Annotated in this window: 13 protein-coding genes; 5 read left to right on the top strand and 8 right to left on the bottom strand. The window is 56.4% G+C overall.

Features of this window, described 5'->3' with window-relative positions:
- Positions 1–53 precede the first annotated feature (53 nt).
- Entirely contained in the window at positions 54–1,034 is a 981-nt protein-coding gene (locus G523_RS0104710) for a hypothetical protein (protein ID WP_022693879.1), read from the top strand.
- A gap of 52 nt (positions 1,035–1,086) precedes the next feature.
- Entirely contained in the window at positions 1,087–2,088 is a 1,002-nt protein-coding gene (locus tag G523_RS0104715; RefSeq protein ID WP_022693880.1) for an LLM class flavin-dependent oxidoreductase, read from the top strand.
- Positions 2,089–2,108: 20 nt separating this feature from the next.
- Here G523_RS0104715 and G523_RS0104720 read toward each other — a convergent pair whose 3' ends face one another.
- The 3 genes from G523_RS0104720 to G523_RS0104730 form a co-directional block, all read right to left on the bottom strand.
- Positions 2,109–2,987, bottom strand: coding sequence for a dienelactone hydrolase family protein (locus G523_RS0104720; protein WP_022693881.1), 879 nt, complete (start codon positions 2,985–2,987; stop codon positions 2,109–2,111).
- A gap of 84 nt (positions 2,988–3,071) precedes the next feature.
- On the bottom strand, positions 3,072–3,746 hold the full coding sequence (locus G523_RS0104725; RefSeq protein ID WP_022693882.1) for an O-methyltransferase: 675 nt from the start codon (positions 3,744–3,746) through the stop codon (positions 3,072–3,074).
- Between the two features lie 9 nt (positions 3,747–3,755).
- Positions 3,756–4,517, bottom strand: coding sequence for a sulfite exporter TauE/SafE family protein (locus G523_RS0104730; RefSeq protein ID WP_022693883.1), 762 nt, complete (start codon positions 4,515–4,517; stop codon positions 3,756–3,758).
- 203 nt (positions 4,518–4,720) lie between these two features.
- Between G523_RS0104730 and G523_RS0104735 the strand changes: the two genes are divergently transcribed.
- From G523_RS0104735 to G523_RS0104745, 3 genes are read left to right on the top strand one after another with little or no spacing between them, the layout of a single operon-like run.
- Positions 4,721–5,182 (top strand): (2Fe-2S)-binding protein, encoded by a 462-nt coding sequence (locus tag G523_RS0104735; protein WP_022693884.1) that lies wholly within the window; start codon positions 4,721–4,723, stop codon positions 5,180–5,182.
- A gap of 3 nt (positions 5,183–5,185) precedes the next feature.
- Positions 5,186–7,423, top strand: a complete 2,238-nt coding sequence (locus G523_RS0104740; protein ID WP_022693885.1) for a xanthine dehydrogenase family protein molybdopterin-binding subunit — start codon at positions 5,186–5,188, stop codon at positions 7,421–7,423.
- Positions 7,424–7,435: 12 nt separating this feature from the next.
- Positions 7,436–7,756 (top strand): hypothetical protein, encoded by a 321-nt coding sequence (locus G523_RS0104745; protein ID WP_022693886.1) that lies wholly within the window; start codon positions 7,436–7,438, stop codon positions 7,754–7,756.
- Positions 7,757–7,769: 13 nt separating this feature from the next.
- Here G523_RS0104745 and G523_RS0104750 read toward each other — a convergent pair whose 3' ends face one another.
- From G523_RS0104750 to G523_RS0104770, 5 genes are all read right to left on the bottom strand, one after another.
- On the bottom strand, positions 7,770–8,405 hold the full coding sequence (locus G523_RS0104750; RefSeq protein WP_022693887.1) for a response regulator: 636 nt from the start codon (positions 8,403–8,405) through the stop codon (positions 7,770–7,772).
- Entirely contained in the window at positions 8,402–10,279 is a 1,878-nt protein-coding gene (locus tag G523_RS18005) for a two-component sensor histidine kinase (protein ID WP_022693888.1), read from the bottom strand. The genes G523_RS0104750 and G523_RS18005 overlap by 4 nt, the downstream gene beginning before the upstream one ends.
- A gap of 299 nt (positions 10,280–10,578) precedes the next feature.
- Complete coding sequence (locus G523_RS20140; RefSeq protein WP_022693889.1) at positions 10,579–11,286, bottom strand: HAD family acid phosphatase; 708 nt, start codon at positions 11,284–11,286, stop codon at positions 10,579–10,581.
- A gap of 87 nt (positions 11,287–11,373) precedes the next feature.
- Positions 11,374–11,862 carry a VOC family protein gene (locus tag G523_RS0104765; RefSeq protein WP_022693890.1) on the bottom strand — a complete coding sequence of 163 codons (489 nt, stop codon included), beginning with the start codon at positions 11,860–11,862 and terminating at the stop codon, positions 11,374–11,376.
- Between the two features lie 107 nt (positions 11,863–11,969).
- Complete coding sequence (locus tag G523_RS0104770) at positions 11,970–14,342, bottom strand: 1-deoxy-D-xylulose-5-phosphate synthase N-terminal domain-containing protein (protein WP_022693891.1); 2,373 nt, start codon at positions 14,340–14,342, stop codon at positions 11,970–11,972.
- Positions 14,343–14,499: the final 157 nt, after the last annotated feature.

The following is a 14,499-nucleotide window of genomic DNA, read 5'->3' on the forward strand; positions in this document are numbered from 1 at the left end:
CCCGAGAGCTATCGGTTATAGTGTAGAAAACTATAATAAATGGGGAGGAACGCATGGCTGATGGTAATCAGGACATGGTTCTGCGTCCGGCAGAAATGTTGGCTAAACCGGTCCGGTTGGACCCGGCTTTTTCTAATCCTGAAAAAGTGCTCGATCTGTGCCGAATTTCGGCGCCGTATAGTCTGGCGGCCAAAGTTCATAAGCGCGCGCAAACCGGTAAGGACGTGCCATGGTTTCGCGTGATGTGGGCTTATGGCGGAAAGGTTGTCGAGCCGCGCTCTGAATTCATCTTTCGCTCTGAGAACTTTATTGAAGGCGCGAAGCAGAGCTTTGACGCGAAGGTTATCGTACCGCAGGCGCTGATGAACAACATCAACATGCCGATGGCGGCGGGGCCGCCCCACCTCGATCTTCCGAAATTCCGCGGCGGCGACCGTATGCCGTTCGATCTTCTAGTTGCGATGGCTTATTCCGGCCTTTTCCATGATTGGGCCGTGCCGCAAGCCTCTACGATTTCATGGTTCTATCGCGGCCGTGGCGGAGATTTCGACTACTGGCCGGATGGTCCTGACGGGGAACGTCAAAGCGTTGAAGCGCCCGTCTGGAATGTCGGTTATGTCTCCGACAACGAATATATGTGGCACCGCGTTGGTGCTATTGGCCCGACGGCGAACCATATGGAGCCGGGCACGATTTCCCGCGACGCGCAGTTGCACGCGCATTCCCATGATAAGGGATGGGCGATTGTTGATGGTGAAAACCGCTGGGAGTTCACCGAAGCCGAGACGCGTATTTCTATCCTCTGGAAGGCGTTTGCCTTCGAGAATGAGCGCGAATATCAGCGTTATCTCAACAAAGAGCATGACCTTACAATTCCGAAGGTGGTTGAGGTTCTGAACCGAGATCTGGATGCACGCGGCCTCGGGCGGTTGCCCGAAGATTGCGATTTCTCGGATGAAGAGACGCGTAACTTCGTGCTGCGTGCCTATCGTCCGCGCCCCGTAAATGACGATTACCGGCCGGTGATCGAATAGTCCGGTTTAAACTGAATTCTGACGGGCCATATACTCCGCCAGGAGATTGTTCATGGTAAAACTATCCATTCTGGAACTCGGTCGCGTTCGCGAAGGCAGTGATATGCGCGCAGCGCTCGATCTGGCGCGTGATCTGGCTGTACATGCCGAACGCTGCGGATACGAGCGGTTCTGGGTTGCCGAACACCATAATATGCGCGGTGTCAGCACGGCGGCGACACCAGTTGTGATCTCGCACATTGCGAGCGCCACCTCGCGTATTCGCGTTGGCGCTGGCGGTGTGATGCTGCCTAACCACACGCCTTATGTGATCGCCGAGCAGTTTGGCACTCTGGCGACGCTTTACAATGGACGGATTGATCTGGGGCTTGGCCGTGCGCCTGGCACCGATCAGATGACCATGCGGGCTCTGCGTGTGGACCCGATGAAAGCCGAACGCTTCCCGCAGGATGTGATCGAGCTGCAAGGCTGGCTTGATGAGGCCGAAGAGGGACAGAAGATTGTTGCCTCGCCAGGTGTCGGTACGAAAGTGCCGCTCTGGATTCTGGGTTCCAGCCTATTCGGGGCGCAGCTCGCCTCACAGCTGGGTCTGCCATATGGCTTTGCCTCCCATTTTGCACCACAGGCGCTGGATGTGGCGCTGAAGCTCTATCGTGAGCGGTTCCAGCCGTCTGAAGCGCTGGAGAAACCCTATGCGCTGGTGGGCGTGAATGTCATTGCGGCCGAAACTGATGAAGAGGCCAAGCGCCTCGCGACGTCCCAGCAAATGTCATTTGCCAATCTGGTGCGTGGTGCGCGCCGCTATCTGATGCCGCCAATAGATGACATCGACACATACTGGACGCCGGCCGAGAAGGCGCAGGCGGCGGGTATGCTGGAGTGTACGATCATTGGCGGTCCGGAGACGGTGAAGAAAGGCCTTGATGCCTTTATCGAGCGTACACAGGCCGACGAGCTGATGATCGTCTCTGACATGTATGATCCGGCCAAGCGTTTCGGCTCTGTCGAGATCATTTCAGAGGTCATGGGCGCGAAAGAAAAAGCCCCGGCCTGAACCGGGGCTGATCTGATCAATTATGCCAGATGGCGGTCGAACAGCATGAGTAGACGGCTCCACGCCCGCTCGGCCTGTTCTTCGTTATAGACCTGCGAGTCCGGCGGGCACCAACCGTGCATGGCGTCCTCATAGACCTCGACTTCCGCAAACAGCATGTTTTCGTCGAATGTGTTGGCGAGAACCGTTCTGGCTTCCGGGTCCTGCTGGTCGTCATTATCCGCGATGGCGATCAGGAAAGCCGCGTTCATCTCTGGAACAAGATTATGCGGGCTGCCGTCCTCGTCAGTGACGAGGCCGCCACCATGGAAGCTTGCGCCTGCACCGATCCGGCTAGGCAGAGCTGCGGCGGTGCGGAAGGTCATCGGGCCGCCCATGCAATAGCCCATTGTGCCAATCGGGCGTGAGGTCGCGACTGCATCCTGCGCATCAAGCCATGCTGCGAAGGCACGTGCGTCAGTGACGTTGGTTTCAGCCGAGAGTGAGCGGTAATTCTGGATCAGGCGCGGGCGGACTTCCGGATCAGAGAAGCTTTCACCCGGCTGGATCACTGGCGCGGTCGCCGTGCGATAATACGGGTTCACCACCAGCACCGAATAGCCGGATTCAGCGAGGCGCTTGCCCATCATGCGGAAGGCAGGGCGAAGGCCCATAATGTCTGGCCAGATGATAACGGCTGCGTGTGAGCCCTCTGCCGGATGGACGAAATAGCAGTCTGCCTCGCCATCAGGCGTGGTGATGGTGACGTCCTGCTCCATTACGTTCAGCGCGTCTGCCGCGGCTGGTAAAGCGGCGATGAAAGCGGCCCCAAGGCCGAGCTTTGCAAAGTCACGACGGCTGAGAAGACCTTTCCTCTTCAGCCATTCGATATTCTGTTCAGCGGTTCTGTCGTTGCACATGAAAGCCTCCCTCGTCCTTTGGACTTAGGCCAATTTGGCAGCGAGAACAGAGCTGGTGTCAAGGGAGGCTTGAACACGTTTATGCTATCTGACGTACATCATCGCAAAGCCGTCATAGCCCTTGCAGCCCATGGTCTGCAGCGCGGTGCAGTCGAGTTGCGGGTGGTCTTTCAGCATGTCGAGAAAGGTTCTGACGCCGCGAATGGACGGGTCTTTGCCACTATCGTCGAGAATGCGTCCGTTACGAATGACATTGTCTGCAATGATCAACGTGCCGGGGCGTGACAACATGAGAATCTGGTCGAGATAAGTCGGGTAGCGGATCTTGTCAGCGTCGAGGAAGATAAAGTCGAACGGTTTAACGCCATCGTTAATGAGGATGTTGAGGGACTTTTCCGCGGGGCCGCGCCGGATTTCGATGCGGTCTGCAAGGCCTGCATCATCAAAGTTGCGCTGGGAGAGATCGGCATTCACATCCTGAAGTTCCAGCGTGATCACCTTGCCGCCTTCCGGCAGGGCGCGTGCCAGCCAGATGGTTGAGTAACCTGCAAAGGTGCCAAGCTCCAGAATGCGCTTTGCGCCAATCGACTTTGCTAGAATGTTCAGAAATGCGCCCTGAAGCGGAGAGACCGCCATGGGTGGCAGACCAGCCTCATCCTGCCGTTTGAGCGTCAGCTCAAGCGTCTCATCGGGCGGCGTCAGCCGTTCTTCCAGATATGCATCCACATTATCGAAGACCGGATTTTCGTTTTCATACATGAGAAGAGCTCAGGCGAAGGACTGGTATAAAAGGCGTGCTGCGACCACCAGAATTAGGATGGCGGTAATGCCTTTGACAAGCCGTTCAGGAAAGACGCCCAGCATGAATTTATGTCCGATAAAGCTGCCAATAATGACCGCCGGTATAAGCGGCCAGAAGTCATAGAAAATGCCGCGATCAATCACCATCGGGTTGGAAATGATTTTCCCGATCAGGCCAGCGGCTGAGTTGGCCGCGATATAGGCGCTGGCGATTGCTGCAATCTTGCGCGGACTGGACCAGTCTACAAAGTGGAGAACGGGCGCGAGAAAAATGCCGCCGCCAATGCCGACGACGCCGGAGAGATAGCCAACACCCATGCCGATAAGCGGCGCGGCAAACCCCGGAAGTTTGCGTTTGACCGCCGCATCCGGATTGCGCACGGAAAGCGTTGTCCAGCCAAGTTGCAGGCCAGCGATTAAAAGCGCAAATCCGAGCAGTAAAACCAGCATTTCGCGGGAGACAGGTGTAAGCCCGCCGAGGAAGGCCGCTGGCACCGATACGGCTAGAATGGGCAAAACACCCGAGCCTTCGTAAAGGCCTGATTTCCAGGACTTCCATACGCCAGACGAGGTGACCGTGAGGTTGCAGAAGAGCGAAATGATCGGAACAAAGTAAATCTCAAGGCCTGAAAAGACCAGCATGGCCGTATAGGTCGACCCACCGCCAAAACCAACGCTTGAGTAAATCAGCGCGACGATCGCAAATCCGATGATCAGGAAAAATGACAATGAATGCGGTCCACAGCTAAGGAGTGTCAGGTCGTTTCCTGAGTATAGCTCGCCACATTAAATGCCAAGACACGAGAATGAGAGCCTGATTGCCCAGCGGTTATCCACGCTCTCCCCAGTGGGTGACAGCAAGAAAGATTGAGCTAAGTCACTGGATAGCCTAGCATCCGAAATGGTTAATGCGCTGGCATCAGGAACGGTCTATGCAACTGAATGTAAACGGAACCGCATACGAGGTGGATGTCGAGCCGGATATGCCGCTTCTCTGGGTGCTGCGCGATGAGCTTGGCATTACCGGCCCGAAATATGGATGCGGCGTCGCCTTTTGTGGCGCTTGTACTGTCTGGGTAGACGGAATGGTCGTGCGCTCCTGTTCTTATCCGGCCTCTGCTGCCGAAGGCGCGCAAGTCACGACAATTGAGGGCATTGGCAATCCTGATGCGCTTCACGCCGTGCAGGCCGCATGGGTCGAAGAACAAGTCGCCCAGTGCGGTTATTGCCAGTCGGGTCAAATCATGACGGCTGCCGCCTTCCTTCAGGAGAATAGCAATCCGAGCGATGCCGAGATTGATGACGCCATGTCGGCCAATCTCTGCCGGTGCGGTACGTATCCGAAAATTCGCGCGGCAATCAAACGGGCTGCGACCAGCCTTCAGGGAGAATAGCCGATGGGTATTGTCTCTAAGATTACGCGTCGCACTCTGCTCGTTGGCTCTATGGCTGTCGCGGGTGGCGTAGCGTTCGGCATTTACGCGTATAAAAGCCCGCAGGATAATCCACTGCTTGATGATCTGACTGAAGGTGAAGCTGCGCTGACGCCCTATATTGTGATCACCGCAGCAGGTGTGACCCTGATCACGCCGCGTGCGGACAAAGGGCAGGGCGCTTACTCGGTGCAGGCGGCGCTGATTGCGGAAGAACTTGATGTTGATCTCGATCAGGTGAGCGTCGATCCGGGCCCGCCAAGTGCTGTCTATTACAATACGGCGCTCGCCAATGAAGCGTTGCCGTTCTCGCCGGCAGATCAGTCCAATGTAGCAAACGCCGCCCGCGCGGTTGCCGACGCGGCGATGAAGTTTATCGGCATGCAGATTACGGGCGGGTCGACCACGGTGGCAGATGGCTTCACCAAACTGCGTGCGGCCGGCGCAATTGCACGTGAAACATTGAAAGCTGCGGCGGCGCAGGAAAGCGGGCATGATGCCTCGCAAATGCGAACTGAGCGCGGTGAGGTCATTCTACCAAATGGCGAACGCATTAGCTATGCGCGTCTTGCCCCAACAGCTGCAAAAATGCGTCTGCCAGAGAATGTAGGCCTGCGTGATCCGTCCAGCTGGCGCCTTATCGGCAAGCCCATGCAAAGGGTTGATATCGTTGCCAAATCTACCGGAACACAAACTTACGGCATTGATCTGCGCTTTGATGACATGTTGCACGCGACTGTGCGGCGCAACCCTGCAAATGGCGGCGGAATGGCGAGCTATGATGCCAGTGCGGCTGAGGGCATGCGCGGCGTAGAGAAAATTGTTGAACTGCCCGGCGGCGTCGGGGTTATCGCGGACAATACCTGGCGGGCGTTTCAGGCGGCAAATGCGGTAGAGATTGAATGGGCCGACCCGCCATTTCCGGCTGAAATGGATGCGCACTGGGCAACGCTTTCGCGCTCATTCGCGGCTGAAAACCTCAATAGCCGCCCGCTGGATGCAGGAAATGTCGAGGCCGTTCTCTCTGATGAAACAATCGAGCTTGAATACCGCGCGCCCTATCTTGCGCATGCGCCGCTGGAGCCGGTCAGCGCTGTTGTTCAGGTTGGCGATGGCCGGATCGATATCTGGACGGGGACGCAGGTGCCGCGTTTCATTCAGGCTAATATCGCGGAACTCACCGGCCTGAAGCCTGACGACATTCACGTGCATGTGCAGATGATGGGTGGCAGCTTTGGCCACCGTCTTGAGGACGACTATGTTCTGCACGCTGTGCGCCTCGCGATGGAAGTGTCCGGCCGTCCGGTGAAGATGACCTATTCCCGCGAAGAGGACATGGCGCATGATTATCTGCGTCAGATCGCGATGGCACGCGTGCGCGGCACGGCGCGAAACGGTCAGGTCCACGCATTTGATTTATCGATCGCTATGCCATCTGTTTCTGAATCCCAGATGGGGCGTCAGGGGCTCTCTCTTGGTGAGACGGACCCGATTATTGTGACGGGCGCAGGCGACCAGCCATACTCTATCCCGAACTATCGCGTGACCGGTTACAAAGCGCCCCAGCTTGCGCCGCTCAGCTCATGGCGCTCGGTAGGCGCATCCACCAATGCTTTCTTCCATGAGAGCTTTCTGGACGAGCTTATCCATGCGGCGGGTGCCGACCCGCTAGAAGAACGTCTCCGCCTGCTGAACGATGCAACTGCGCGCGGTGTGCTTGAAGCAGTTGGCGACATGTCGAACTGGGGCACTCCAATGGAGCGTGGTCGTGGCCGCGGCGTTGCTTTCTCCCGTTCGTTTGGCACGCCCGTCGCCGAAGTTGTTGAGGTGACCGACACCGGAAACGGCATTCGTATAGATAAAGTCTATGTCGCGGCGGATGTCGGGCGCGTCGTCGATCCGGTGAACTTCGATAACATGATGAAGGGCGGGGTTATCTTCGGGCTTGGCCATGCGATGAATTGTGAGATCACCTTCGCGAATGGCCGCATCGAGCAGGAAAACTTCTACGCTTTTGAAGGCATGAAGCTCTATCAATGTCCGGACATCGAGGTGAGAGCGCTTGAAAGCGGACCGGCCGTAACCGGAATTGGTGAGCCGCCCGTCCCGCCCGCTGCCCCGGCATTGGCGAACGCCATCTATGCGGCGACGCGTCAACGTTTACGCGAAATGCCTTTCAGTAAATTCGTGACGTTTGTGTGAGGAGCTGAGCGGATGAAACTACCGATTATTCTCACTGCTGTTGCCGTATCGCTTATTTTGGGCGTTGTGCTGGAAAGCGCTTCCGTAATCGCGATGATCGGCTTTCTCGCAACGGGCATTTGTGCGGGTGTTCTGGCGCAGAACCTGCCGCGCGGCGCTGAACGTCCATACTGGATCTTTGTTGGCGTCATCCTGCTTTTGATGATTGTCAGCTTTTTTGGAGCAGACCTCTCAAGGCTCTGGTTCATCCTGCCGATCGTCTTCGTGATCAGCTATTTTAGTGCCCGTTTCGCTCAAAAAATTCTGCGCTGGCTATCCAGCGACCTGCCTTGAATGTCCGGTCGGTCTATTTCGTGAGGCCGAGGCGGGCTGCCTGCAGTGCGGCCTCGGCGCGCGATGAAATGCCCAGCTTCATATAGATCGACTTGATGTGGCTCGCGATGGTGCTTTCTGTGAGGCCCAGCGCTTTGGCGGCATCCGCGTTGCGTAGTCCGCGCCCGATCAGCCCGAGCACATCGCGTTCGCGTGGAGTAAGATTGGCGTCTGGTTGTTCCGGTTCTGCTGTCGTGCGGAAATGGTCGAGAATTCGACGCGCAATGGAAGGTGACAGCGCCGGAATGCCTTGTTCGATCTGACGAAGCTGGCGCTCGAACACATCTGGCGGAGAATCTTTGAGAAGATAGCCATTCGCACCTGCCGAGATCGCCCCGACAACCGAGGCATCGTCCCCCATGACGGTGGCGACGATGATCATCACATCGTGCTCGCAGGCGGCCAGTTTCTGAACAACATCGATACCCGACCCGTCCGGCAGGCCAAGGTCTACCAGCGCGAGATCAAAATCATGGCCTTTGATCGAGAAAAGCGCTTCGCGAACATTTTTGGTCTCGTAAACGTCGCACCCTTCGAAACAGTTTTCTGTGACTTCGCGTAGCCATTTACGGGTCTCGGTGACGTCTTCGACGATGAGGGCTTTCTTCATGATGTGACGGTCTCCCTTGGAAGAATTGCAATCAGGCTGACGCCCGGTGAGTGGGTACGCATTGAAAACTGGCCACCAAGTCCTTCGACGCGGGCTTTCATATTCCCAAGCCCCTGTCCGAGCGTGACGGTATCGATGTCGAACCCTGTGCCGTTATCGCTGATGACGAGATGAAGCTCTTCCGGTTGAACATCGATCTTCACGGTTAGCGCATCTGCGTTTGAGTGTTTGATAACATTGCTCGCCGCCTCGCGAATGAAAGAACGGAGCGCATGGACTTTACCCGGCATGAGCGTGTCGTCCGCCGTTGCATCGAGCGTCCAGTCGAGCGTGATATTATGAGGCTCCAGCCTGTCAGCAGTTTCAGCGCGCAGGTCTGCGAGCACATCATCCAGAGGCAGGGCCTGACTTTGGGCATTGTTGATGACATCGCGCAGATCAGCCAGCGTTTCCCGGATCATTGTGTCTTTGCGATCAGAACGTTCTGAATGAAGTGCACGCATGAGCTGCGCACCGATATTGTCATGAATATCGCGGGCAATGCGTGTGCGTTCCTCGGCGACGCCGCGGTCATAGGCATCACGGCTTTCGCCGGCATATTGCATGAGCTGAACAATATGGCGCGCAAAGGCGACATCATCGGGTGAGAAGAGCGCACGTCCGTTTTGCGGATAGTCAATTTGCAGGGCTGTCGCGTCTCTTACGGGTGGAATGTAGAGCGATAATCCTTCCGAGCCGATCTCGACATCATGTACGGTTGTTTCAACCGGAGTGACTTCCAGTGCATGGAAATGGTTCTTCAGAAGAGTTTGCCAATTCTCCGCCCGGCGTTTGCTATTTGCTTCGAGCGCAGCGTCGAGAACACGGGAGAAGACCTGCATATCGGTTTGTGATTGCCCGGCGACGAACTTACGCCAGATGAAATCGCGAAGTGGCAGGTAAACAAGCGCCGTGATCAGCAGAGACATGCCAATCGCTTCGGCAGAATCAAACGAGAGAAAGCTCACCAGCGCTATATCGATCACGATCATCAGAACGGCGGCGGAGACGTAAAAGCCCAGACGGTAGGCCCAGACGCCAAGGTCAAACAGGCGATACCGCATCAATCCGACGGCAAGGCCAAAATAGATCAGCAGGAAAAACGCAAAAGCGTAGGGCGCGGGGATGAGCGCTGGCAGACCGATAGAGCTCGGCGCGGCAACCGTGAAGATGAACCCGCCCGAGCCGAGGATGGTCGCAACGCCAAGCCAGACTGCAATCGCCCGCTGTCGCGGGTCATGTCTTGCCGCCCAGACCTGCCAGATCACAGCGACAATGATCAGGATCATTTCGCACAGCGTGATCAGCTGAACGTTAGAATAGTCCTTGAAAGGGCCGAACATACTGGCGAGTGTCCAGCCACCAAAAACGAGCACAGCTGCGGCGGTGAGAAAACGCCAGGCCGGTAGTCTGGAGGGATAGATCAGGAACAGGCAGATCATTACAATGCCGAACCCTGATGCGCCCGCCATGTTCAGATAGGCGAAAAACCAGAATGTGCTCTCAGAAATTGGGATCGCGACCTGACTTGCCGTCGCTGCAAAGCAGAAGACAAGCGTCATCAGCCCGCTGGCTGCAAACAGGCAGGCAGATGGATGTGTTGGCTTAAGTGACCACACCCATGCCGAGATCATATATGCGATGAGGCCGGTCAGAAGTTCTGACCACATATACCCGCTGATCATTGTGAGCGGACGCCATTGAGAGACATTCCACGTCCAGCCATCAGATGGCTGAAGCCCAAAAATCAGAAATCCGAAGAAGGCGATTGCGCCGATGACGACGAGCGCAATCAGATGCAGAAACGGCGGAATATAGGTTCTTGAACTGGCCATTGCGCCCCACACACAACTCAATAGGGGGCCAGCATACGTCGTAATTTTAGAAAATACCTCCCCTTTTCAGGTGAGACGACAATTCTCCTGTTTTGCGGCTATCCCCCATTCAGGGGATGGTGGCGCTTCGGGCAGCATGGCAATTTGCGTTCTGGATGCTTTGCAGGTGAAGGGACGCACGCGCAGACATTCATGCCCGGAGGTTAATTGCCCAACTGACCTCCGGGCTTATTTTACATTTTCTTCCCCAAACCATCAGCGCAGCTTGCCGAATTTTCGGTGGCCTGCGCTGACTGCTGTTACTGATCCGGGCCCGGAATTGCTGCGCACGGGTCGCCATACATTGCGCCCTGATCAATACAGAAAAAGGTCCATGCGCCGTCGGTTTCCGGTTTGTCGCCGACATTATCGCCGAGATATGCGATCACTTCGACGTCCGGATAACCTTGTGCAGCAAGCATAGGGGTTACCAGCGCATAGCGTTCGTCTTTTGCGCTGACGCCGTTCGGGCGCGCACGGGTCATCAGAATCTGAAAATCATCACCGCGAACAAGGCCAAGATCTGCCAGATTGTTTTCGGTCGCGAGCTGCTCCCGGTCTGACCTATTCGTGACGAAAGCAACGTGTCCGCCAAGTGTGTTCACCGTTTCGAGGAACGCTTCGACCCCGGGTACAAGCGTTGCGGCTTCTTCCTGTGTCCATTCATACCAGCTATCAGGCGTGTAGCCGAGACCGAGGCGCTCCCGGCGCAGCTGGTATTCGACATTGTTCATGACGGTTTCGTCGAGATCGAGAATGACTGCCCAGCCTGCATCCGGGTTTGCGTCTGCGTAGGACTGCACGAAAGAGGTCGCTTCGGCGTAAACGGCCTCTGCTTCTGCATCCCAGCCATCATCAAACGCGACCCATGCAGTTCCGGCCGAATAGGCAAAGTCATCTGCGGCGGGTCCGGTTGTTGTGCAAGCTGCCAGCACCAGCATGAGAGATGGAAGTAGGAGAGCGCGCATGGTGAAACCTCGATTTAGTTGTCGGGCCGACATTGAAGCTAAACCGGGCATTCTGTCCATGCGGCGCAATAAGTAAAAGCGGCGTTCCTAGCGCTGAATGAATTCCAGCGTATTGCCATCACCGTCATGACCAATCGCAATGATGAGCGACATGCCTTCGCGGACCGGAATAGCTTCGCGTTCGACTTCAAAACCCGCAGCGCGGATTGCGTCGATCATGCCAGCGGCGTCCTCAGTGTAGAAAACGATCCGCGACGGTCCGATGGACGCTTCACCTTCGGTCACTTGAATCAGGGCAAGCTTGGTGCCTTCGGCATCTGCTGTAGAGAGTATTGCCTCTACATAACCCGGGCCTGATGAATTTCGCACGACGCTCATTCCAAGACCCTGCGTGTAAAACGCAGTCGCAGCGTCTAAATCGGATACAGAGATAGCTGCAGCGGCTATGGACGCAGGGGCAGTCACTGCATGTTCTACGTGCTCAGCTTCTTCATGGTGATTTGCGATAGCGGGTGCTGCAGCCATGCTCACGATGAGCGCTGCTGCAAGTGCGCAGCGGATACCTGTGTACGTCAATTAGTCCTCCCTATGTCTGACTCATGGGTCAGTCGTTCATACAATCTCACTAATAGTGGAGATCGGGGCGGGAAGAAAGGAAAGAATACAGAAATCCTTATCGGGGCCTAGCGAAGGTGAATGCGTCGCCCCGCGGATAGATAGTTTGCGGCATTTACAATCGCGTCTGCGTCGATCTGGAAATGTTTGTAGAGATCAGAGATCGTGCCTGTCTGGCCGAAATGCTCAACGCCAAGCGGCGCTGTCATATGGCCTGCAACCGAGCCGATCCATGCGAGTGTCGCGGGATGACCGTCGGTCACCGTGATGAGCGTTGCATCGCGTGAGACGTCGCCCATCAGACGTTCGATCTGACTGACCGCATCCTTATGGCCACGTGCGCGTGCGCGGCGGGCAGCCGTCCAGCCGGAGTTCAGACGGTCAGCAGAGGTGACAGCCAGAACACCAATGTCGCGGCGGTCATTACCGATGCGGCCCGCAGCTTCAATGGCTTCGGGGCCGACAACGCCCTGATAGGCAATCACAAGCTCGCAGTTCGGGCCCGGCTTGCGCAGCCAGTAAGCGCCATCAACAACGCCGCGGCGGAACTCCTCATCATCGCGGCTGGACAAGCCAAGCTGCTCAATCGGACGCGTGGAGAGGCGCAGATAGACTGAGCCGCCGGTTTCATCACGCAGCCATGTGCGCTCGTCCGGATCATTCTCGCCTGAGCGCTGAAGGTAATCGAACGACCAGTCCATAATGATGGAAAGCTCATCCAGATAGGCAGGTTCGAAGGAGACGAGGCCATCCTGACTCATACCCACAAGCTGGGTGCCGATCGATTGGTGCGCGCCGCCTTCCGGTGCCAGCGTAATACCTGATGGCGTGCCGACAATGATGAATCGGGCGTCCTGATAGCAGGCATAGTTCAGTGCATCGAGACCGCGATTGATGAACGGGTCATAGACCGTACCAATCGGGATGAGGCGTTCACCGAAATGACTGTGTGACAGGCCAAGCGAGCCGAGCATAAGCATGAGGTTCATCTCTGCAATGCCCAGTTCGAAATGCTGGCCCTCAGGTGAGAACTGCCATTTCTGAGTCGAAGGGATAGACTGTTCGCGGAAGGTGTCGCTGACCTCATTGCGCGCAAACAGATTGCGGCGGTTCACCCACGGGCCGAGATTGGTCGAGACGGTGACGTCTGGCGATGTGGTGACAATGCGCTCGGTCAGCTGGTCGTCGCGTTTGGCGATGCCATCAAGGATTTTACCGAACCCGGCCTGCGTGGAGAGAATACGGTCGTCTAGGAAAACCGGGCCGGCGCTTTCAACTTTCGGGGCGGTAAAGCGACGTGTGCCTTCTGAAAAGAATGGCACGTCTTTGAGGAAGGCTTCAACGTCAGCTTTGTTCTCAACGGTCGCCAGCGGCTCCCATTCCTCGCCTTCGGTAACACCCATATGGGCCTGAAACTCAGCCATCTGGGCCTTGTTCATCAAGCCAGCATGATTGTCCTTGTGACCTGCGAGCGGAGTTTGCCAGCCTTTGATCGTATAGGCGAGAAAGACAGTCGGTTTGTCATCTTTGATGGCGTCAAAGGCGTCGGTGAGCGTTGAAAGACACTGGCCGCCTAGGTTGTTCATGAGCGTGTTCAGCTCTTCATCCGAACGCTTGTTCAGGAGCTTAGACACATCACCCTGATCGCCGATGTCGTCCATCAGGCGTTTGCGCCATGCCGCGCCGCCTTTGAAAGTTAAGGCAGAATAATCAGGGTTGGGGCAGTCCTGAATCCACTTCTTCAGAATATCGCCGCCCGGTTCTTCAAACGCTGCGCGTTGTAATACGCCGTGGCGCAGAACGACCGTACGCCAGCCAAAGGCTGTGAAGATGGCTTCGATCTTTTCCCAGAGGCCTTCGCGCACAACACCGTCCAAACTCTGGCGGTTATAGTCGATCACCCACCATGTATTGCGAAGGTCATGCTTCCAGCCTTCCTGGAGGCATTCATAGACATTGCCTTCATCAAGCTCGGCATCGCCGACGAGCGCCACCATGCGGCCAAGCGGGCGATCCTTCGCCCACGACTTTGCGGCGAGATAATCCTGAACGAGGGAGGAGAAGGCTGTCGCCGCAACGCCGAGACCGACGGAGCCCGTTGAGAAGTCGACATCATCAATGTCTTTAGTGCGGCTTGGATAAGATTGCGTGCCGCCCCAGCCGCGAAAATTCTGCATTTTTTCAAGCGTTTGATTGCCCATAATGTACTGCATGGCATGAAAGACGGGAGAGGCATGCGGCTTTACCGCGACACGGTCTTCAGGGCGCAGCGTATGATAGTAGAGCGCCGTCATGATGGAGACCATGCTCGCGCAGCTTGCCTGGTGGCCGCCAACCTTCACATCGCCGTCTTCCTTGGCGCGCAGATGGTTCGCATTGTGCACGATCCATGCAGACAGCCAGAGAAGGCGCTGTTCGATGGTTTTAAGATGGTCGGTCATGGGGCCTTTCCTCCTCGCAGGCGGGCATTGCCGTGCGCGAAGATATATACTGCAAAACGGGCGATATCGAGGGAGGATATGCCTCTTTTGCGTATAAGGCCGCAAGCCCTTCTCTTGAATCAGCCGAAGAAGGGCGTTGGATTTTCGTTTGATCGGG

The organism is Ponticaulis koreensis DSM 19734, assembly GCF_000420665.1.
Classification (GTDB): Bacteria; Pseudomonadota; Alphaproteobacteria; order Caulobacterales; family Hyphomonadaceae; genus Ponticaulis; species Ponticaulis koreensis.

Coding starts and splice junctions, on each gene's coding strand:
- G523_RS0104740 (WP_022693885.1), top strand. CDS start 5,186: ATGGGTATTGTCTCTAAGATTACGCGTCGCACTCTGCTCGTTGGCTCT.
- G523_RS0104725 (WP_022693882.1), bottom strand. CDS start 3,746: ATGTATGAAAACGAAAATCCGGTCTTCGATAATGTGGATGCATATCTG.
- G523_RS0104745 (WP_022693886.1), top strand. CDS start 7,436: ATGAAACTACCGATTATTCTCACTGCTGTTGCCGTATCGCTTATTTTG.
- G523_RS0104750 (WP_022693887.1), bottom strand. CDS start 8,405: ATGAAGAAAGCCCTCATCGTCGAAGACGTCACCGAGACCCGTAAATGG.
- G523_RS18005 (WP_022693888.1), bottom strand. CDS start 10,279: ATGGCCAGTTCAAGAACCTATATTCCGCCGTTTCTGCATCTGATTGCG.
- G523_RS0104735 (WP_022693884.1), top strand. CDS start 4,721: ATGCAACTGAATGTAAACGGAACCGCATACGAGGTGGATGTCGAGCCG.
- G523_RS0104770 (WP_022693891.1), bottom strand. CDS start 14,342: ATGACCGACCATCTTAAAACCATCGAACAGCGCCTTCTCTGGCTGTCT.
- G523_RS20140 (WP_022693889.1), bottom strand. CDS start 11,286: ATGCGCGCTCTCCTACTTCCATCTCTCATGCTGGTGCTGGCAGCTTGC.
- G523_RS0104715 (WP_022693880.1), top strand. CDS start 1,087: ATGGTAAAACTATCCATTCTGGAACTCGGTCGCGTTCGCGAAGGCAGT.
- G523_RS0104720 (WP_022693881.1), bottom strand. CDS start 2,987: ATGTGCAACGACAGAACCGCTGAACAGAATATCGAATGGCTGAAGAGG.
- G523_RS0104710 (WP_022693879.1), top strand. CDS start 54: ATGGCTGATGGTAATCAGGACATGGTTCTGCGTCCGGCAGAAATGTTG.